Below are 15049 nucleotides of genomic sequence, written 5' to 3'. Positions count from 1 at the left end.
GTGGCCCAGGCCAGCTATGACCTGGCCTGGCGCGCGCTCAAGCCGACCTACCTGTTCAACGGCTACGGCCCGACCGAAACCGTGGTGACGCCGTTGCTGTGGAAGGCGCGCAAGGGCGACCCCTGCGGCGCCGTCTACGCGCCAATCGGCACGCTGCTGGGCAACCGCAGCGGCTACGTACTCGACGCGCAACTCAACCTGCAACCCATCGGCGTCGCCGGTGAGCTGTACCTGGGCGGCGAGGGCGTGGCCCGTGGTTACCTGGAACGTCCGGCGCTGACCGCCGAACGCTTCGTGCCGGACCCGTTCGGCAAGCCGGGCAGCCGCGTGTATCGCAGCGGCGACCTGACCCGTGGCCGTCCGGATGGCGTGGTGGATTATCTCGGGCGCGTCGACCATCAAGTGAAAATCCGTGGCTTCCGTATCGAACTGGGGGAAATCGAAGCGCGCCTGCGTGAGCAGGACAGCGTCGGTGAAACGGTGGTGGTGGCCCAGGACGGCCCGACCGGCAAGCAACTGGTGGCCTATGTGGTTCCGGTGTCCGCCCCGTCCAACGAAGCCGAGTTCCGTGACGCGTTGCGCCGCGCACTCAAGACCCGCTTGCCGGATTACATGGTGCCCGCGCACTTCATGTTCCTGGCACAGATGCCGCTGACCCCCAACGGCAAGCTCGACCGCAAGGGCCTGCCGCAGCCGGATGTGAGCCAGATGCAGCAAGCATATGTCGCACCGCAGAGCGAGCTGGAACAGAAGATCGCTGCCATCTGGGCTGATGTACTGCGCCTGCCGCGTGTGGGCTTGAACGACAACTTCTTTGAGCTGGGTGGCGACTCGATCATTTCGATCCAGGTGGTTAGCCGTGCACGGCAGGCCGGTGTTCGATTTACGCCCAAGGACCTGTTTCAGCATCAGACCGTACTGAGCCTGGCAGCGGTTGCCCAGGCGGGCGGGGAGGGCCTTGTGATCGAGCAAGGGCCGGTCACCGGCGAAGCGTTGCTGTTGCCGATACACCAGTACTTTTTTCAGGCAGACATTGCCGAGCGCCACCACTGGAACCAATCCGTGGTCCTGCGCCCGGGCGAACGACTGGATGGCGCGACATTGCGCACCGCCCTGGCAGCGCTGCTGGCGCATCACGACGCATTGCGCCTGAGTTTCAGCCCGCAAACGGCCGGCTGGCAGGCTCACTACCGAGGGGTTGAAGCCCAAGACGAGCTGCTCTGGCAAACCGCCCTCGATACCATTGAGGCGCTTGAGCCCTTGGGCCTGCAGGCACAACGCAGCCTGGACCTGTCAGAAGGGCCGCTGATGCGTGCGGTGTTGGTCGAGTTGCCGGATGCATCGCAACGGCTGTTGCTGGTGATTCACCACTTGGTGGTGGACGGCGTGTCATGGCGGATCCTGCTCGAAGACCTGCAGACCGTCTACACCCAACTGCAGGCTGGGCAGGCGGCTGTGCTGCCGGCTAAGAGCAGTTCGATCCAGGCTTGGGGCAAGCGATTGCAGGCTCATGCGCATAGCCCGGCACTGCAGGAAGAACTGCGGTTCTGGCAGGCGCAGCTGCAAGGCGTCGAGGCCGATCTGCCTTGCGATAACCCGCAAGGTGGTTTGCACAATTCACTGGCTCTGAGCGTGGGCACGCACCTCGATCAATCCTATACCCGACGCCTGCTGCAAGAGGCTCCGGCGGCATACCGTACGCAGATCAATGACCTGCTGCTGACCGCGTTATCCCGGGTCATCACACGGTGGACGGGCGGCGAATCGCTGTTGGTCAAACTTGAAGGGCACGGTCGTGAGGATCTGTTCGAGGACGTCGACCTGACCCGCACAGTCGGTTGGTTCACCAGCATGTACCCGCTGGCGCTGACCCCGGCCACGTCCCTGGCCGAGTCGATCAAGGGTATCAAGGAGCAATTGCGCGCTGTCCCGGATAAAGGGATTGGCTTCGGCGCACTGCGTTACTTGGGCGATGACCAGGCCCGGCAGGTATTGGGCGGGCTGGCGCAGCCACGGATCACCTTCAATTACCTGGGGCAGTTCGACGGCAGTTTCAAGGATGCTGCGGCACAGGCCTTCTTCACCCCTACGGGCGAAAGCGCTGGCGCTGACCAGAGCGAGCACGCCTTGCTGGGTAACTGGCTGGAAATCAACGGGCAGGTGTACGGCGGTGAACTGAACTTGAGCTGGAGCTTCAGCCGCGAGATGTTCAGCGAGGCCACCGTACAACGCCTGGCCGATGCCTATGCGCAGGAACTCAAGCACTTGATCGAGCATTGCTGCTTGGCCACACATCAGGGCGTGACGCCGTCGGACTTCCCGCTGGCCCGACTCAGCCAGGCACAGCTGGACCAGTTTGCGTTGGCTACCGTCGATGATGTGTACCCGCTGTCGCCGATGCAGCAGGGCATGTTGTTCCACGCCTTGTACGAGCCCCAGGCGGGTGACTATGTCAACCAGATGCGCGTGAATGTTGAGGGCCTGGACATCCCGCGTTTCCGTGAAGCCTGGCAGGCAGCGCTGGATAACCATGACATTCTGCGTACCGGCTTCATCTGGGACGGGGATCTTGCGCAGCCTCTGCAAGTGGTGCATCACCAGGTGCAAATGCCGTTTATCGAAACCGAGTGCCCGGAAGGTGCCGATCAGCAGCAGCAACTGGATCAGTTGGCCGATGCGCAGCGCTTGCAAGGCTTCACGCTGGAGAGCCCGCCGTTGGTGCGCATTGCTCTGGCGCACACCGGCCCGCAACGTTGCCATCTGATCTACACCAGCCACCATATCCTGATGGATGGCTGGAGCAGCTCCCAACTGCTCGGCGAAGTTCTGGGGCGTTACGCCGGCCATGTGCCGCAGGCTCAGGTCGCGCGTTACCGGGACTTTATCGCCTGGCTGCAATCCCAGGATAAAACCCTGCGCGAAGCCTTCTGGAAGACCCAGCTGGCCAGCTTGGATGAGCCGACACGTCTGTTCCAGGCGCTGCCTCGCAACAAGGATGTGAGGGCGTCCGGGCTGGGTGAACACGCCCATGAGCTGGATGCCGTGGGCATGGCCCGCCTCAAAGCCTTTGCCCAAGGCCAGAAGATCACCCTCAACACCCTGGTGCAGTCCGCCTGGTTGCTGTTGCTGCAACGCTACACCGGGCAGGACACCGTGGCCTTCGGCGCCACAGTATCGGGACGCCCCGCGGACCTGCGCGGTGTTGAGCAGCAAGTTGGGTTGTTCATCAATACCTTGCCAGTGGTAGCAACTCCTCGCCCGGATATGCCCGCGTCGCAATGGATGCAACAGATCCAGCAACAGAACCTTGCGTTGCGCGAGCATGAACACACGCCGTTGTTCGAGCTGCAACGCCTGGCCGGGCTGGGGGGCGAGGCGTTGTTCGACACCATTCTGGTGTTCGAGAACTACCCTGTATCGGAGGTGCTGGAGCAGGGTGCCCCGCAAGGGGTGCGCTTTGGCAGTGTCAGCAGCCGGGAACAGACGCACTATCCGCTGTCGATCGCCGTCGGTGTCGGCGAAACCCTGACGTTGCACTACAGCTATGACCGCAGTGAGGTCGACGGCCCCACGGTTGAACGTCTCAACCGGCATCTGCTGCACCTGTTGGCAGAGCTGGTCGCCAAGCCCCATGCGGCCCTGGCACAGTTGACGCTGTTGACAGAGTCGGAGCACCTGGCCCTGCTGGAGCAAGGCAACGGGTTGCCGAGCGAGACCTCTTGGCAGTGTGTCCAGCAGCAATTCGAACAGCAGGTGCGCCGCACGCCACAGGCAACCGCTGTGATCTTCGGCGAGCAGCAGTTGACCTACGATGCGCTGAACCGACGTGCCAATCGCCTGGCGAATGGGCTGATCAAGCAAGGTGTAGGCCCGGATTCGCTGGTAGGTATCGCGCTGGAGCGTTCTTTCGACATGCTGGTCGGGCTGCTGGCGATCCTCAAGGCCGGTGGTGCGTATGTACCGCTTGACGCCGACTACCCCGAAGAGCGCCTGGCCTACATGCTCAAGGACAGCGGCGTGAAGTGGCTACTGACTCAGTCGCACCTGAACCTGCCGTTGGCCGATGACGTGCAGTGCCTGAGCCTTGAAGGTGATCAACGCTGGTTGAGCGGGTGCGGTGAAACCGATCCGCAGGTGCCCGTCAACGGTTATAACCTGATGTACGTGATCTACACCTCCGGCACCACCGGCAACCCGAAAGGTGTGGGTGTGACACACGAAGCATTGGCGCAACGCTTGCAATGGATGCAGGACACCTACGCATTGCAGGCCGACGATGTGCTGTTGCAGAAAGCCCCGATGAGTTTTGACGTATCGGTATGGGAGTGTTTCTGGCCGCTGATCAGCGGCAGCCGGCTAGTGATAGCGGCCCCGGGCGAACATCGGGATCCGGTGCGCCTGTTGGAGTTGATCCAGGCATTTGGCGTGACCACGCTGCACTTTGTGCCCTCGCTGTTGCAATTGTTCATGGATACGCCGGGCGTCGCCCAGTGCACCCGCGTGCGTAGGGTGTTCTCAGGCGGTGAAGCGTTGACCGCCGATTTGCGCGATCAGATCCTGCGGACCCTGCCCGGCGTAACATTGCACAACCGTTACGGGCCGACCGAAACGACGATCAACGCGACCTGGTGGGCGTGCTCCCTTGAGGACGGCACCCGTTCGCCGATTGGCCGGCCATTGGACGGTGTGATTTGCCGGGTACTGGACGGTGATCTGAACCCGGTCCCGATCGGTGTTGCCGGTGAGTTGTGCGTGGGGGGAGCCGGTTTGGCGCGCGGCTATCTCGGACGTCCGGGGTTGTCGGCCGAGCGCTTTATCGCAGACCCGTTCGGCTGCGCCGGTTCACGCCTGTATCGGACCGGCGACCGTGTGCGCTGGGCCGAGGATGGCGCGCTGGAATATCTGGGGCGCCTGGACCATCAGATCAAGATTCGCGGCTTCCGCGTGGAGCTGGAGGAAATTCGTGCGCTGGTGCTGCTCCAGGCCGGAGTGGCCCAGGCCGAGGTCGTCCTGCGCCAGGACGGTGGTGGCGGCCAATTGATAGGCTACTACGTAGCCCTCCCAACGGTACTCGATGAGATCGATCACGCTCAGGCGTTGCGTCATGCCCTGCAGGCGCTACTGCCGGACTACATGGTGCCCAAACAGTTCGTGCGCCTGTCGCACATGCCGTTGAGCCCCAGCGGCAAACTGGACCGCAAGGCCCTGCCGGAGCCCGACAGCTATGTTGTGCAAGGCGAATATGTGGCGCCTTGCAGCGACCTTGAACAGCAACTGGCGGCAATCTGGCAAGACGTGCTGGATGTTGAGCAAGTGGGGTTGAATGACAACTTCTTCGAGCTGGGCGGGCACTCGTTGCTGGTGATCAATGTGATGTCGCGCATTCAGCTGGAGCTGGGCGTGAAGATCAGCGTGCATGAGCTGTTCCAGCATGCCCAGCTCAGGGAGCTGGCAGCGCATTTACAGGGTCAGGGCGGCGGCATAAGCACTGAGAAGCTGTCGTTCCTCGATTCACTCCTTGACGAAATGGAGCAGCTGTAATGGACGGCCAGATGGCGTACAAAATCATGCAGCGCTTTATCGGGCTGCCGCTGGAACAGCGCAAGGTGTACCTACAGAGGATGCTGCAGGAAGGCGTTTCGCCGGGCAACCTGCCGATCCCGAAGGTACGGCGAGAGGCGCCCTCCCTGACGCTCTCGTATGCTCAGGAGCGGCAATGGTTTCTCTGGCAATTGGATCCGCAGAGCGCTGCATACCATATCCCCAGCGCCTTGCGGCTCAGGGGACATCTGGATATTACGGCGCTGCAAAAGAGCTTTGAACACCTGATAGCCCGACACGAGAGTTTGCGCACGCGGTTTCGCCAGGTCGGTGAAGGCATGCAGCAGGAAGTCCAGCCCGCATACCTCGTGACACTGGTGCCTGAATCCATTGACGAAAGCCAGTTGAAAGCGCGCGTCGAACAGGAAATTGCGCAACCCTTTGACCTGGAGCGCGGCCCGTTGCTGCGTATGACGCTCCTGCGTCTGGCAGAGCAGGACCACGTGCTGGTCCTGGTGCAGCACCACATCATTTCCGACGGTGGTTCGATGCAAGTGATGGTGGAGGAAGTGATACAGGCCTATGGCGCCTACACCCATGGGCGTGAGTTTGAGTTGCCTGAACTGCCAGTCCAGTACACCGACTACGCCCTGTGGCAGCGCAGTTGGATGGAAGCGGGGGAAAAGGACCGCCAACTGGAATATTGGCGCAGCCTGCTCGGCGGCGACCAGCCGGTGCTGGAACTGCCGTTGGACCGGCCACGCCCGGCGGTGCAGAGTTTTCGCGGTGCTTCCCTGGACTTGGTGCTGGATGAGCGCGTGGTAGCGGGTGTCAACGCCTTGGCTCAACGTGAAGGCGCCACCGGCTTCATGGTGCTGCTGGCCTCCTTTCAGGTGTTGTTGCATCGCTACAGCGGGCAACAGGACATCCGTATTGGTGTGCCGACCGCCAACCGTAACCGGGTCGAGACGCAGCGCCTGGTCGGCTTCTTCGTCAATACCCAGGTGCTGAAGGCCGAGGTGGACGAGCACACCAGCGTGCTGGCGCTGTTGCGCCAAGCCCGCCAACGGGTGCTGGAAGCCCAGGCGCATCAAGACTTGCCGTTCGAACAACTGGTGGAAGCGCTTCGTCCCGAACGCAGCTTGAGTTACAGCCCATTGTTCCAGGTCATGTTCAACCATCAGAACCGTGGCGCTGGCAGTACAAGCAAGCCGGGAGCCTCCGGCCTGGTGTTGGAGGGCCTGGACTGGGACAGCCGAACCGCTCAGTTCGACCTTAGCTTGAATGTTGTGCAGGAGGCATCGAGCATTCGGGCATCCTTTGGCTACGCGACCGACCTGTTCGACGCAGCAACCATCGAGCGCATGGCGCAGCACTGGCAACGACTGTTGAGTGCAATGGTTGCAACGCCGGAGGCCCTGGTCGACTCTCTGGCAATCCTGGACGCAGCAGAGCGCCGGCAGATCGTCGATGGCTGGAATGCCACCGCTGTCGATTACCCCCTTGAAAAGACCGTGCACCAACTGTTTGAAGCCCACGCCGAACATGACCCGCATCGGCCAGCCCTGGTGTTTGGCGCGCAGCAGTTGAGCTATGCCGTCCTGAACCATCGCGCCAACCGCCTGGCCCATGCCTTGATCGCACGTGGTGTCGGTCCGGACGTGTTGGTGGGCGTGGCAATGGAGCGCTCCGTGGAAATGGTCGTCGCCTTGTTGGCGATCCTCAAGGCCGGAGGTGCCTACGTGCCTGTGGACCCGGATTACCCCGCGGAGCGCCAGGCCTATACGCTGGAGGACAGTGCGGTAAACCTGTTGCTCAGCCAGTCGCACTTGAGCCTGCCGGCCGCCGACAGCGTGTTGCGTATTGACCTGGACCGCGATGAGCGTTGGCTGGACGCGTACAGCGAGGCCAACCCTGACGTAGCCCTCAGCGGTGAACACCTTGCCTATGTGATCTATACCTCCGGTTCAACCGGCAAGCCCAAGGGCGCGGGCAACAGCCATGCAGCCTTGACCAATCGCTTGTGCTGGATGCAACAGGCGTATGCATTGTGTGCCGGTGATACGGTGCTGCAGAAGACGCCGTTCAGTTTTGATGTGTCGGTGTGGGAGTTCTTCTGGCCATTGCTCAGCGGCGCGCGATTGGTGATGGCGGCCCCCGGCGATCACCGTGATCCGACGAAGTTGGTGGAGGTGATTACGCGTGAATCTGTCACCACGCTGCACTTTGTGCCGTCGATGCTGCAAGCCTTCCTGCAGGACCGACTAGTGGGCCGTTGCAGCAGTGTGAAGCGCATCATCTGTAGCGGCGAAGCCTTGTCGGTGGATGCGCAACAACAAGTATTCGCCAAGCTGCCTCAGGCCCACCTGTATAACCTCTACGGGCCTACGGAAGCAGCCATTGATGTCACCAGCTGGGCCTGCATTGACGAAGGCAAGGACGCGGTGCCAATCGGCAAACCCATTGCCAACCTGAGGTGTCATATCCTGGACGCTAACCTTGAACCGGTGCCGATCGGTGTGCTCGGCGAGTTGTACCTGGCAGGCAAGGGGTTGGCACGTGGGTATCATCGTCGGCCAGTGTTGACCGCCGAGCGATTTGTCGCCAGCCCGTTCGGGGCCGGCGAGCGCATGTACCGCACTGGAGACCTGGCGCGTTATCGTCCGGATGGGGTGATCGAGTACGCCGGGCGTATTGACCATCAAGTCAAGCTGCGCGGCCTGCGGATCGAGTTGGGTGAGATCGAAGCGCGCCTGCTTGAACATGAAGGGGTTCGCGAGACCGCGGTGCTGGCGCTGGACGGCACGCAATTGGTCGGCTACGTGGTGCTCGATCAGCCAATGCCGCACTGGCGAGAAACCCTCACGGCCTATCTATCGACTCATCTGCCGGCCTTTATGGTGCCGGCCCAGTGGGTCTTGCTGGACAGTATGCCGTTGAGCCCAAACGGCAAACTTGAGCGCAAGGCACTGCCGCGACCCGAAACCGCCGTTCAGCGACGCGAGTACGTGGCGCCGCATACGGCGCTCGAACACCAGGTCGCGCAGATCTGGCAACAGGTGCTGGGTACCGAGCGGGTTGGCCTGGACGATAACTTCTTTGAACTGGGCGGGCATTCATTGCTGTTGCTGGTGGTGAAAGAACGCCTGGCGGCTCAATGCGGGTTGATGCTCACGGTCAGCCAATTGATGACGCGCCCAACCGTTAGGGCGTTGGCGGGCAGCGCGTCGGATGAACGAGCGCGCTCGCTGCTCGTTGACTTGAATGGCCAGCAGGGCGGGCCGTCATTGTTTCTGTTTCACCCAAGTTTCGGTTCAGTGCACTGCTACAAGGCGCTTGGCATGGCCTTGCGTTCGGAGATGCCGGTACAGGGCGTTATTTGTCGAGCTCTGCTTGATCCGCAAAGCCAGGTGCCGACGTGGGATGCCATGGTTCAGGACTATACCCATCAGGTTCTTGCGAGCCAGCCGCAGGGGCCGTATTACCTCGCGGGGTGGTCGCTGGGTGGGAACCTTGCGTTGCAGGTGGCTGGCAGACTGGAGGCGCAGGGGGCCAAAGTGGCGTTCCTGGGGAGCATCGATGCGCCTCCGCCGATGCATGTCACTGCGTTCTGGGACAGGGACAAAACCCTGCGGCCGGCGTTTGAATCACTGGAAGCAGGCGATAAGCGCGTGGAGTTGCTGACGGTCATGTTCCCTGACGCGGCCCAGGATATTGCACTGGCCTGGCAGGATATCGAGCACTCGGGCGCCACGGCGGACCAACGGTGGGAGGCACTTTGCGAGTGGGGACAGTCGGCTTTGGGCGAGGTATTTGTCAGCTTGCGCAACGAGCTGCAACAAGGCGGCGAGCTGGAGGTTTCGTGGGCGTTGAAACGCACACTCGATGAGCGCTTGAAGGATGCCGCCTATGCGCGCCTCGCTGCTCCTGTGAGTTGCTGGTGGGCAGCACAAAGCAAATCTGCCAGTGATCGGCAAGTCATCTGCACGGCACTTGAAGAGGGGGTCGGCCATGGACTGGACTCTTCGGTGGTCATCGATACGACCCATGATCGAATCGTCGACAACCCTGAGTTCATTGCCTCGTTCGTAGCGGCCCTGACGGCTGCCAGGCACTAGCCCGGGCGAGCACGCTTACACTGGACACCGGCCTTGCGCCGGTGTTTTTTGCGTGGTGTTCCAGTCACGGCGCTACGCGCCATGCCTGGCGCGCAACAAAGAAAACCCCCGCCTGATGGCGGGGGTCTAAGTGCTGCTTGCACGCAACTGCCGGGGGTTAGAAGTCCCAGCGTGTGCTCAGCATGACGTTGCGTGGGTCACCATAATAGGCCGTGTTATAGAAGCCAATGTTGGTGTAGTAGTACTTGTCGAAGATGTTGTTCACGTTCAGTGTCGCGGAGACGTTGTCGGTGATCTGGTACTTGGCCATTGCGTCCACGACCCAATACGCTTCCTGGGTGAAGTCCTCCTGCCGTCCCTTGCCACTGTTGGTCACTTCCTGCCAGGACTTGCCCTGCCAGCGAGCGCCACCGCCGATGGTCAAACGGTCCAGCGGCCCGCTGAGCTTGTACGAGGTGAAGAAGCTGACCTGATCCTGAGGCTCCCAAGTAGATACTTTTACACCATGCTCATCCCGGATGACTTTATGGGTGTAACCAGCCTGGGCCTGCCAGCCTGGGGCTAGCTCACCGGACATTTCGGCCTCGAAGCCTTTGGTTTTGGCGGCGATGCCTTTATAGGCATACAAGATCGACGGGTTGGTCGGGTTGGCGTTGTAGTCAGAATCCGGGTCAGCCCTGTTGGTTTCATGCACTTCGAAGTAGGCCAGACTGGTGTTCAGGCCACCGTTGAAAAACTCACCTTTCAAACCCAGTTCGTAATTCTTGCCTTCATCCGGTTCGAGCAGTTTGTTCTCTCTGTCGCGGTTATACACCTGCGGCATGAAGATCTCGCTGTAGCTGGCGTACGCGGTGAAGTTGTCGTTCAGGTCATAGGTTACGCCGGCATAGGGTACGAGCTTGCCGGTTTCGGTGGACTTGTTGTCGCCAGTCAGCCAGTAGTTGGCCACGCGGGTGCCCATGAAGACGTTCAGGTCATCCGTGAGGTTGAAGCGGGCGGTCATATAGCCAGCGGTTTGCCGGGTGGTTTCATCAATGATTCGAGTCGGTGTGCCCCAATTCGGCTCCGGGAAGTTACCGTCGAAGTTCCAGAAGTCGACAATGCGCCCATTGGCGTGAATCGGCGCGCCGTAATCCTTACCTTTCCACTGGGAATTGGACGCAGAGGCGCCCACCACCAACTGATGCTCGCGGCCGCCCAGACTGAACGGGCCGCTGGCGTAGATATCGCCGGAGTCGGATCGGGTATCGCCGGTGAATTTGTTCGCGTAGAGCGTCGACAGACCGGTTGCCGTGAATGGGCCCAGTTGGATCGCACCCATCGGCGCGTCATAACCGGAGAACTGGTGTGTGTACTGGCCTTTGACCACCCAGCCGTTGTCGAAATTGTGCTCCAGGGTTGTGAAGAAACTCTGAGTGAACTGTTCCCAGCTGCTCCACTTCGCGCCGTTGTTGTATGAGCGCTTTACATCGATGCGGTTGCCGCTGCGGTCAAACAGCGGGCGGCTGCCCGACCAGCCAGAACCTTGAGGATCGCTGTTCTGGTAGTCGAAGCCGATGGTGAGCAGGGTGTCCTCGTCCAGGTCCGCTTCCACGGTGCCGAAGTACACGTTGGTCTTGCGCTCGTAGCGGTCCACGAACGAATGCTTGTCCTGGTACGCGGCTACGGCACGGGCGCGGATGTTGCCGCTCTCGGTGAGAGGGCCGCTTACGTCGACTTGGGAGCGATAGTTGTCCCAGCTGCCGGCACCCAGCTCCACACTGCCCTTGAAATCACGGGTAGGCTTTTTGCGGATCAGGTTGATGGTTGCGCCCGGTGCCCCGGCACCCGTCAGCAGGCCGCTTGCGCCCTTGAGGACTTCCACGCGGTCGTAGATCGCCATGTCGCTCAGGGTTTGCCCGGACGAATAGGCCGAGTTGCGCAGGGTAGGGATGCCGTCGTACTGGAAGTTCTCGATCGAGAACCCACGGGAGAAATAGTTAGTGCGTTCGCTGTCCAGGGTCGACAAGGTGATGCCCGGTGTATGCCGCATCACATCATCAATTGAATTGAGTGCGAAATCATCCATATGCTGGCGCGTGATCACGCTGATCGACTGCGGTGTTTCACGCGGGGTCAGCACCAGTCGCGTGGCGGTAGCGATAGTGCCTGGTGTGTAGGAGCCCGTGCCTTCGGTGACCGTACCCAACTGGTTGGCGGTCACCTGGGTGGCCCCCAGCTCCAGCCCGGAGGTCGCGCCCGCCGTGATGGTCACCGCGCTGCCTTGCAGGCCGTAGCTGATGCCGGTGTCCTTGAGCAGGGCGGCGATGGCGTGGGCTGGCTCTAGCTTGCCCTTCACCGTCGTGCTGTTTTTGCCCTGTACATCCGTCGGGCTGTATAGCACCTGCAAGTTGGTCTGACGGCCAAATTCCTGGAGCGCTGTCCCCAACGGCTGTGCAGGAATGTCGATCTCGATCTCTTGTGCCTGCACGTAACTCGATAGCGGTAACGACACCGCTAGGGCCAAGGCGCAAGGCTTGAGGTGGATGTTCAAGGCCCTGCGCATGGAGAGCGCTTTGCTCAGGGGGCTGAGACCGAGTCGTACTGACATGGGTGCTTTCTCTTCTATATTTTAGTTGGGCAGTTTATAGGTATTTATGAGGTTGGTTCTCATTACCACTAGTGAGACGTTCCCACCTGGAAAAACCGGAAAAGAAAATTCATGCCGGCTCCATTTCGTGCACCACCTTGCCAGCGCGCAAGCGCACCAACTGGTCGGCGATGTCGAAATAGCGGTCGTCGTGGCTGATCACGATGATGGTTTTGCCCAGGCGCTTGAGGTCCGGCAGCAGCTCCGTGTAGAAGATGCGGCGGAAGGCCGGATCCTGGTCGGCGGCCCATTCGTCGAACACCAGTACCGGGCGTTCCTCCAGCCAGGCATTGACCAACGCGAGGCGCTTGCGTTGGCCAGTGGACAGGTCGGTGGTGCTGAATGCGCCGTCCTTGATAGTGACCTTGTGGGCGATCTCCAGGCGGTCCAGATACTGGGCCGCACTGTCCAGAGACTTCTGCCCGCCGCCTTGGACGAGATCGTCGAATAGGTAATAGTCGGCGAATACGGTGGTGAACAGTTGGCGGTAGTCGTCGCGGGTAGGGGCAATCACAGCTTCGCCATTGAGGTGGATTTCACCTGATTGCGGCTGATAAAGCCCCAGCAACAGCTTGATCAGGGTGGTTTTGCCGCAGCCGTTTTCACCGACGATAAACACGATATCGCCTTGCTTGATGCTCAGGTTGATCGGGCCCAGATGGAACGGCTCGCTGCCTTCCACCGGCGGAGGGCTGTAGGTCACGCCACGCAGCTCAAGGCTGTGCACTTGGGGTTTTGGCGCTTCACTGTCTTCCAGCAGCAGGTGCGGTTCGGGGGATGAGAACCGCTCGGACAGCTCGGCGATGCGCGAGAACGCGATCTGTGCGCGGCTGACGATCGGCAGCGCGGTCACCACGTGTTCCAGTGGGCCTTTCATATACAACAGCACCAGCACAAAACCGGTGATCACCGCTGGGTCCGGGTTGGGGTTGTAGGCCTGGAACGCCAGCGCCAGGCCGATCACCACGAAGAACAGCATGGAGCCGAACGTCTTGGCGACAATGAAGATGTTGACCGAGCGGATCTGGATATCGCCGATACGATCAGCAGTCGCCTGGATGCGATGGGTATTCATGCGATAGCGGCGTGGCCGATGAATGCGCAGCTCCTTGGCACCCGAGGCAATGGCGGTGTAGTAGCGCTGCAGCTCGTCTTCCTGGTCGCGAGCGGCTTCGAACCCCTTGATGCCCGCCGAGCGTGCCGCGTACTGCACGGCGGTACCGATGACGATCGCCACCACCATCATCAGGAACATCGGCACCGAAAGGTACGCCAGGTAGCCCAGGCAGCCCAGGGTCACTGTGGTTGCGATGGCCAGTGGGGTGAAGGAGAAGGAAAAATCACTGATGGTATCGACGTCGTGCGTCAATACTGGAATCAGTTTGTGGGTTCGGTAGCGTTCGATCTGCTCGATGGGCGCCGACAGCACCTTTTCGCCGAGATCCTTGCGCAGGGCGGCAATGATCCGCTGGCCCACATAGTTGGTGCCGATATCGGAGACGATCGAACTGGTCAGCGCCAGCACACACAGCGCCGCAAAGCTCAGGATCACGCCCTGGGTCATACCGGTGGAAGAGTGCAGCGCGTTGTTGATGGTCGCCAGCAACAGCGTGATGGCCAGGCCGCCGGCCATGCCCAGGGCGATGGAGACCGTCACGATGGTGCGAAACGGCCTGAGCAATGCAAGCAAACCTGTGAAGGCGCCGCGCTTGGGATCGGTCATAAGTACTTCCCGGAAAGTGAAAAAGAGGGGGCTGGGCACACAGACCCTTACCCATGACAAACGAAGGATTGGCGCGACTATTTAGCTCGGCGTGCCCGGCGGTGGCGGTGGCGGATAAATTGCGCGTGGGCTGGTTCGTTCTTGTGGTGTAGGCGCACGCGTATCGGCGCGTGCCTGATTTTTCCAGCGAGAGCGAAACAATGACGAAAAAGAACCTGGTGTACGTGTGGTCCCTGCGCAATGCCGCTGCCGACAAGGCCGGCCAGCCGGTGGCCTACAAGGACCACGAGCGCTACATGAAGTCGGTGCTGGAGTTTCTGGTGGGGTCGCTCAACGACACGTCACTGGGCGAGGCCTACAACCTGGTGGGCGTGGTGTATGACGACGATGAGCAGAACCCGCGGGACCAGCAGTTGGTGGCCGACTACGGCTTTGCCTATAAGCCCGGCCGCCAGTGGTTGTACCCGGCCGACCTGCGGGTGCAGGGGCGCCTGGTCAACGATTTGCTGCTGAGCGTGCCGTCGACCTATCGGCGCCTGCCGCGGGGAAGCGCCGAACATATCGCCGGCAAGCAGGATTTCGAACGCCGCCTGCATGACACCTTGGTGGAGCTGAAGGCCGATATCGTGGTGCTCGATGGCCTGCTGGTGATCCTGGACGAGCTGGTGCGCCCCGGTGCGCCGTTTGCCCGTCGCATCATGAACATCCACCCCGGTATCACCCGTATCGAATCGCCCTATGAGCGCCGGGGTGCCTACGCCACCTGGAATGCCTTGTACGGTGCCCGTGGACAAGCCGTGGTGGATTGGGCGACCAGGGAGACGCAGCCGTGTGAACCGCTGTACCTCACCGGCGCCTCGTTCCACTACGTGGACAACGGCATCGACTCCGGCGAAGTGTTCCACGACGTGCTCAAGACCGAAATCTCGCCGGACGACACCATCCTCGAACTGCGCTGGAACAACTTCAATAACAGCCTGTTCCCGGCGTTGCATGAAGGCCTGGAGTTGTTGGCGCAGAAGGGCGTCTAAGCCGCGC

The 15049-nt window shown here is 61.2% G+C and carries 5 protein-coding genes; 3 read left to right on the top strand and 2 right to left on the bottom strand.

Features of this window, described 5'->3' with window-relative positions; translation table 11 throughout:
* Together BM416_RS16200 and BM416_RS16195 are read left to right on the top strand one after the other, a co-directional pair.
* On the top strand, window positions 1-5541 hold a 5541-nt coding region (locus BM416_RS16200), incomplete at its 5' end, for a non-ribosomal peptide synthetase (RefSeq protein WP_139237751.1).
* Entirely contained in the window at window positions 5541-9659 is a 4119-nt protein-coding gene (locus BM416_RS16195; RefSeq protein ID WP_092488717.1) for an amino acid adenylation domain-containing protein, read from the top strand. The genes BM416_RS16200 and BM416_RS16195, both read left to right, overlap by 1 nt.
* A 157-nt stretch (window positions 9660-9816) precedes the next feature.
* On the opposite strand, the gene BM416_RS16190 is transcribed toward BM416_RS16195, so the two are convergent.
* Together BM416_RS16190 and BM416_RS16185 are read right to left on the bottom strand one after the other, a co-directional pair.
* Window positions 9817-12204, bottom strand: coding sequence for a TonB-dependent siderophore receptor (locus BM416_RS16190; protein WP_092488716.1), 2388 nt, complete (start codon window positions 12202-12204; stop codon window positions 9817-9819).
* Between the two features lie 154 nt (window positions 12205-12358).
* Window positions 12359-14011: a cyclic peptide export ABC transporter gene (locus BM416_RS16185; protein ID WP_092488715.1), complete on the bottom strand. Its 1653-nt coding sequence runs from the start codon at window positions 14009-14011 to the stop codon at window positions 12359-12361.
* Window positions 14012-14211: 200 nt separating this feature from the next.
* On the opposite strand from BM416_RS16185, the gene BM416_RS16180 reads away from it, so the two are divergent.
* Window positions 14212-15042 (top strand): formyltransferase family protein, encoded by an 831-nt coding sequence (locus tag BM416_RS16180; RefSeq protein WP_092488714.1) that lies wholly within the window; start codon window positions 14212-14214, stop codon window positions 15040-15042.
* Window positions 15043-15049 lie beyond the last annotated feature (7 nt).

This window comes from Pseudomonas sp. NFACC42-2 (assembly GCF_900116055.1).
Classification (GTDB): domain Bacteria; phylum Pseudomonadota; class Gammaproteobacteria; order Pseudomonadales; family Pseudomonadaceae; genus Aquipseudomonas; species Aquipseudomonas marginalis.
This window is presented reverse-complemented; position numbering and strand designations above follow the sequence as displayed.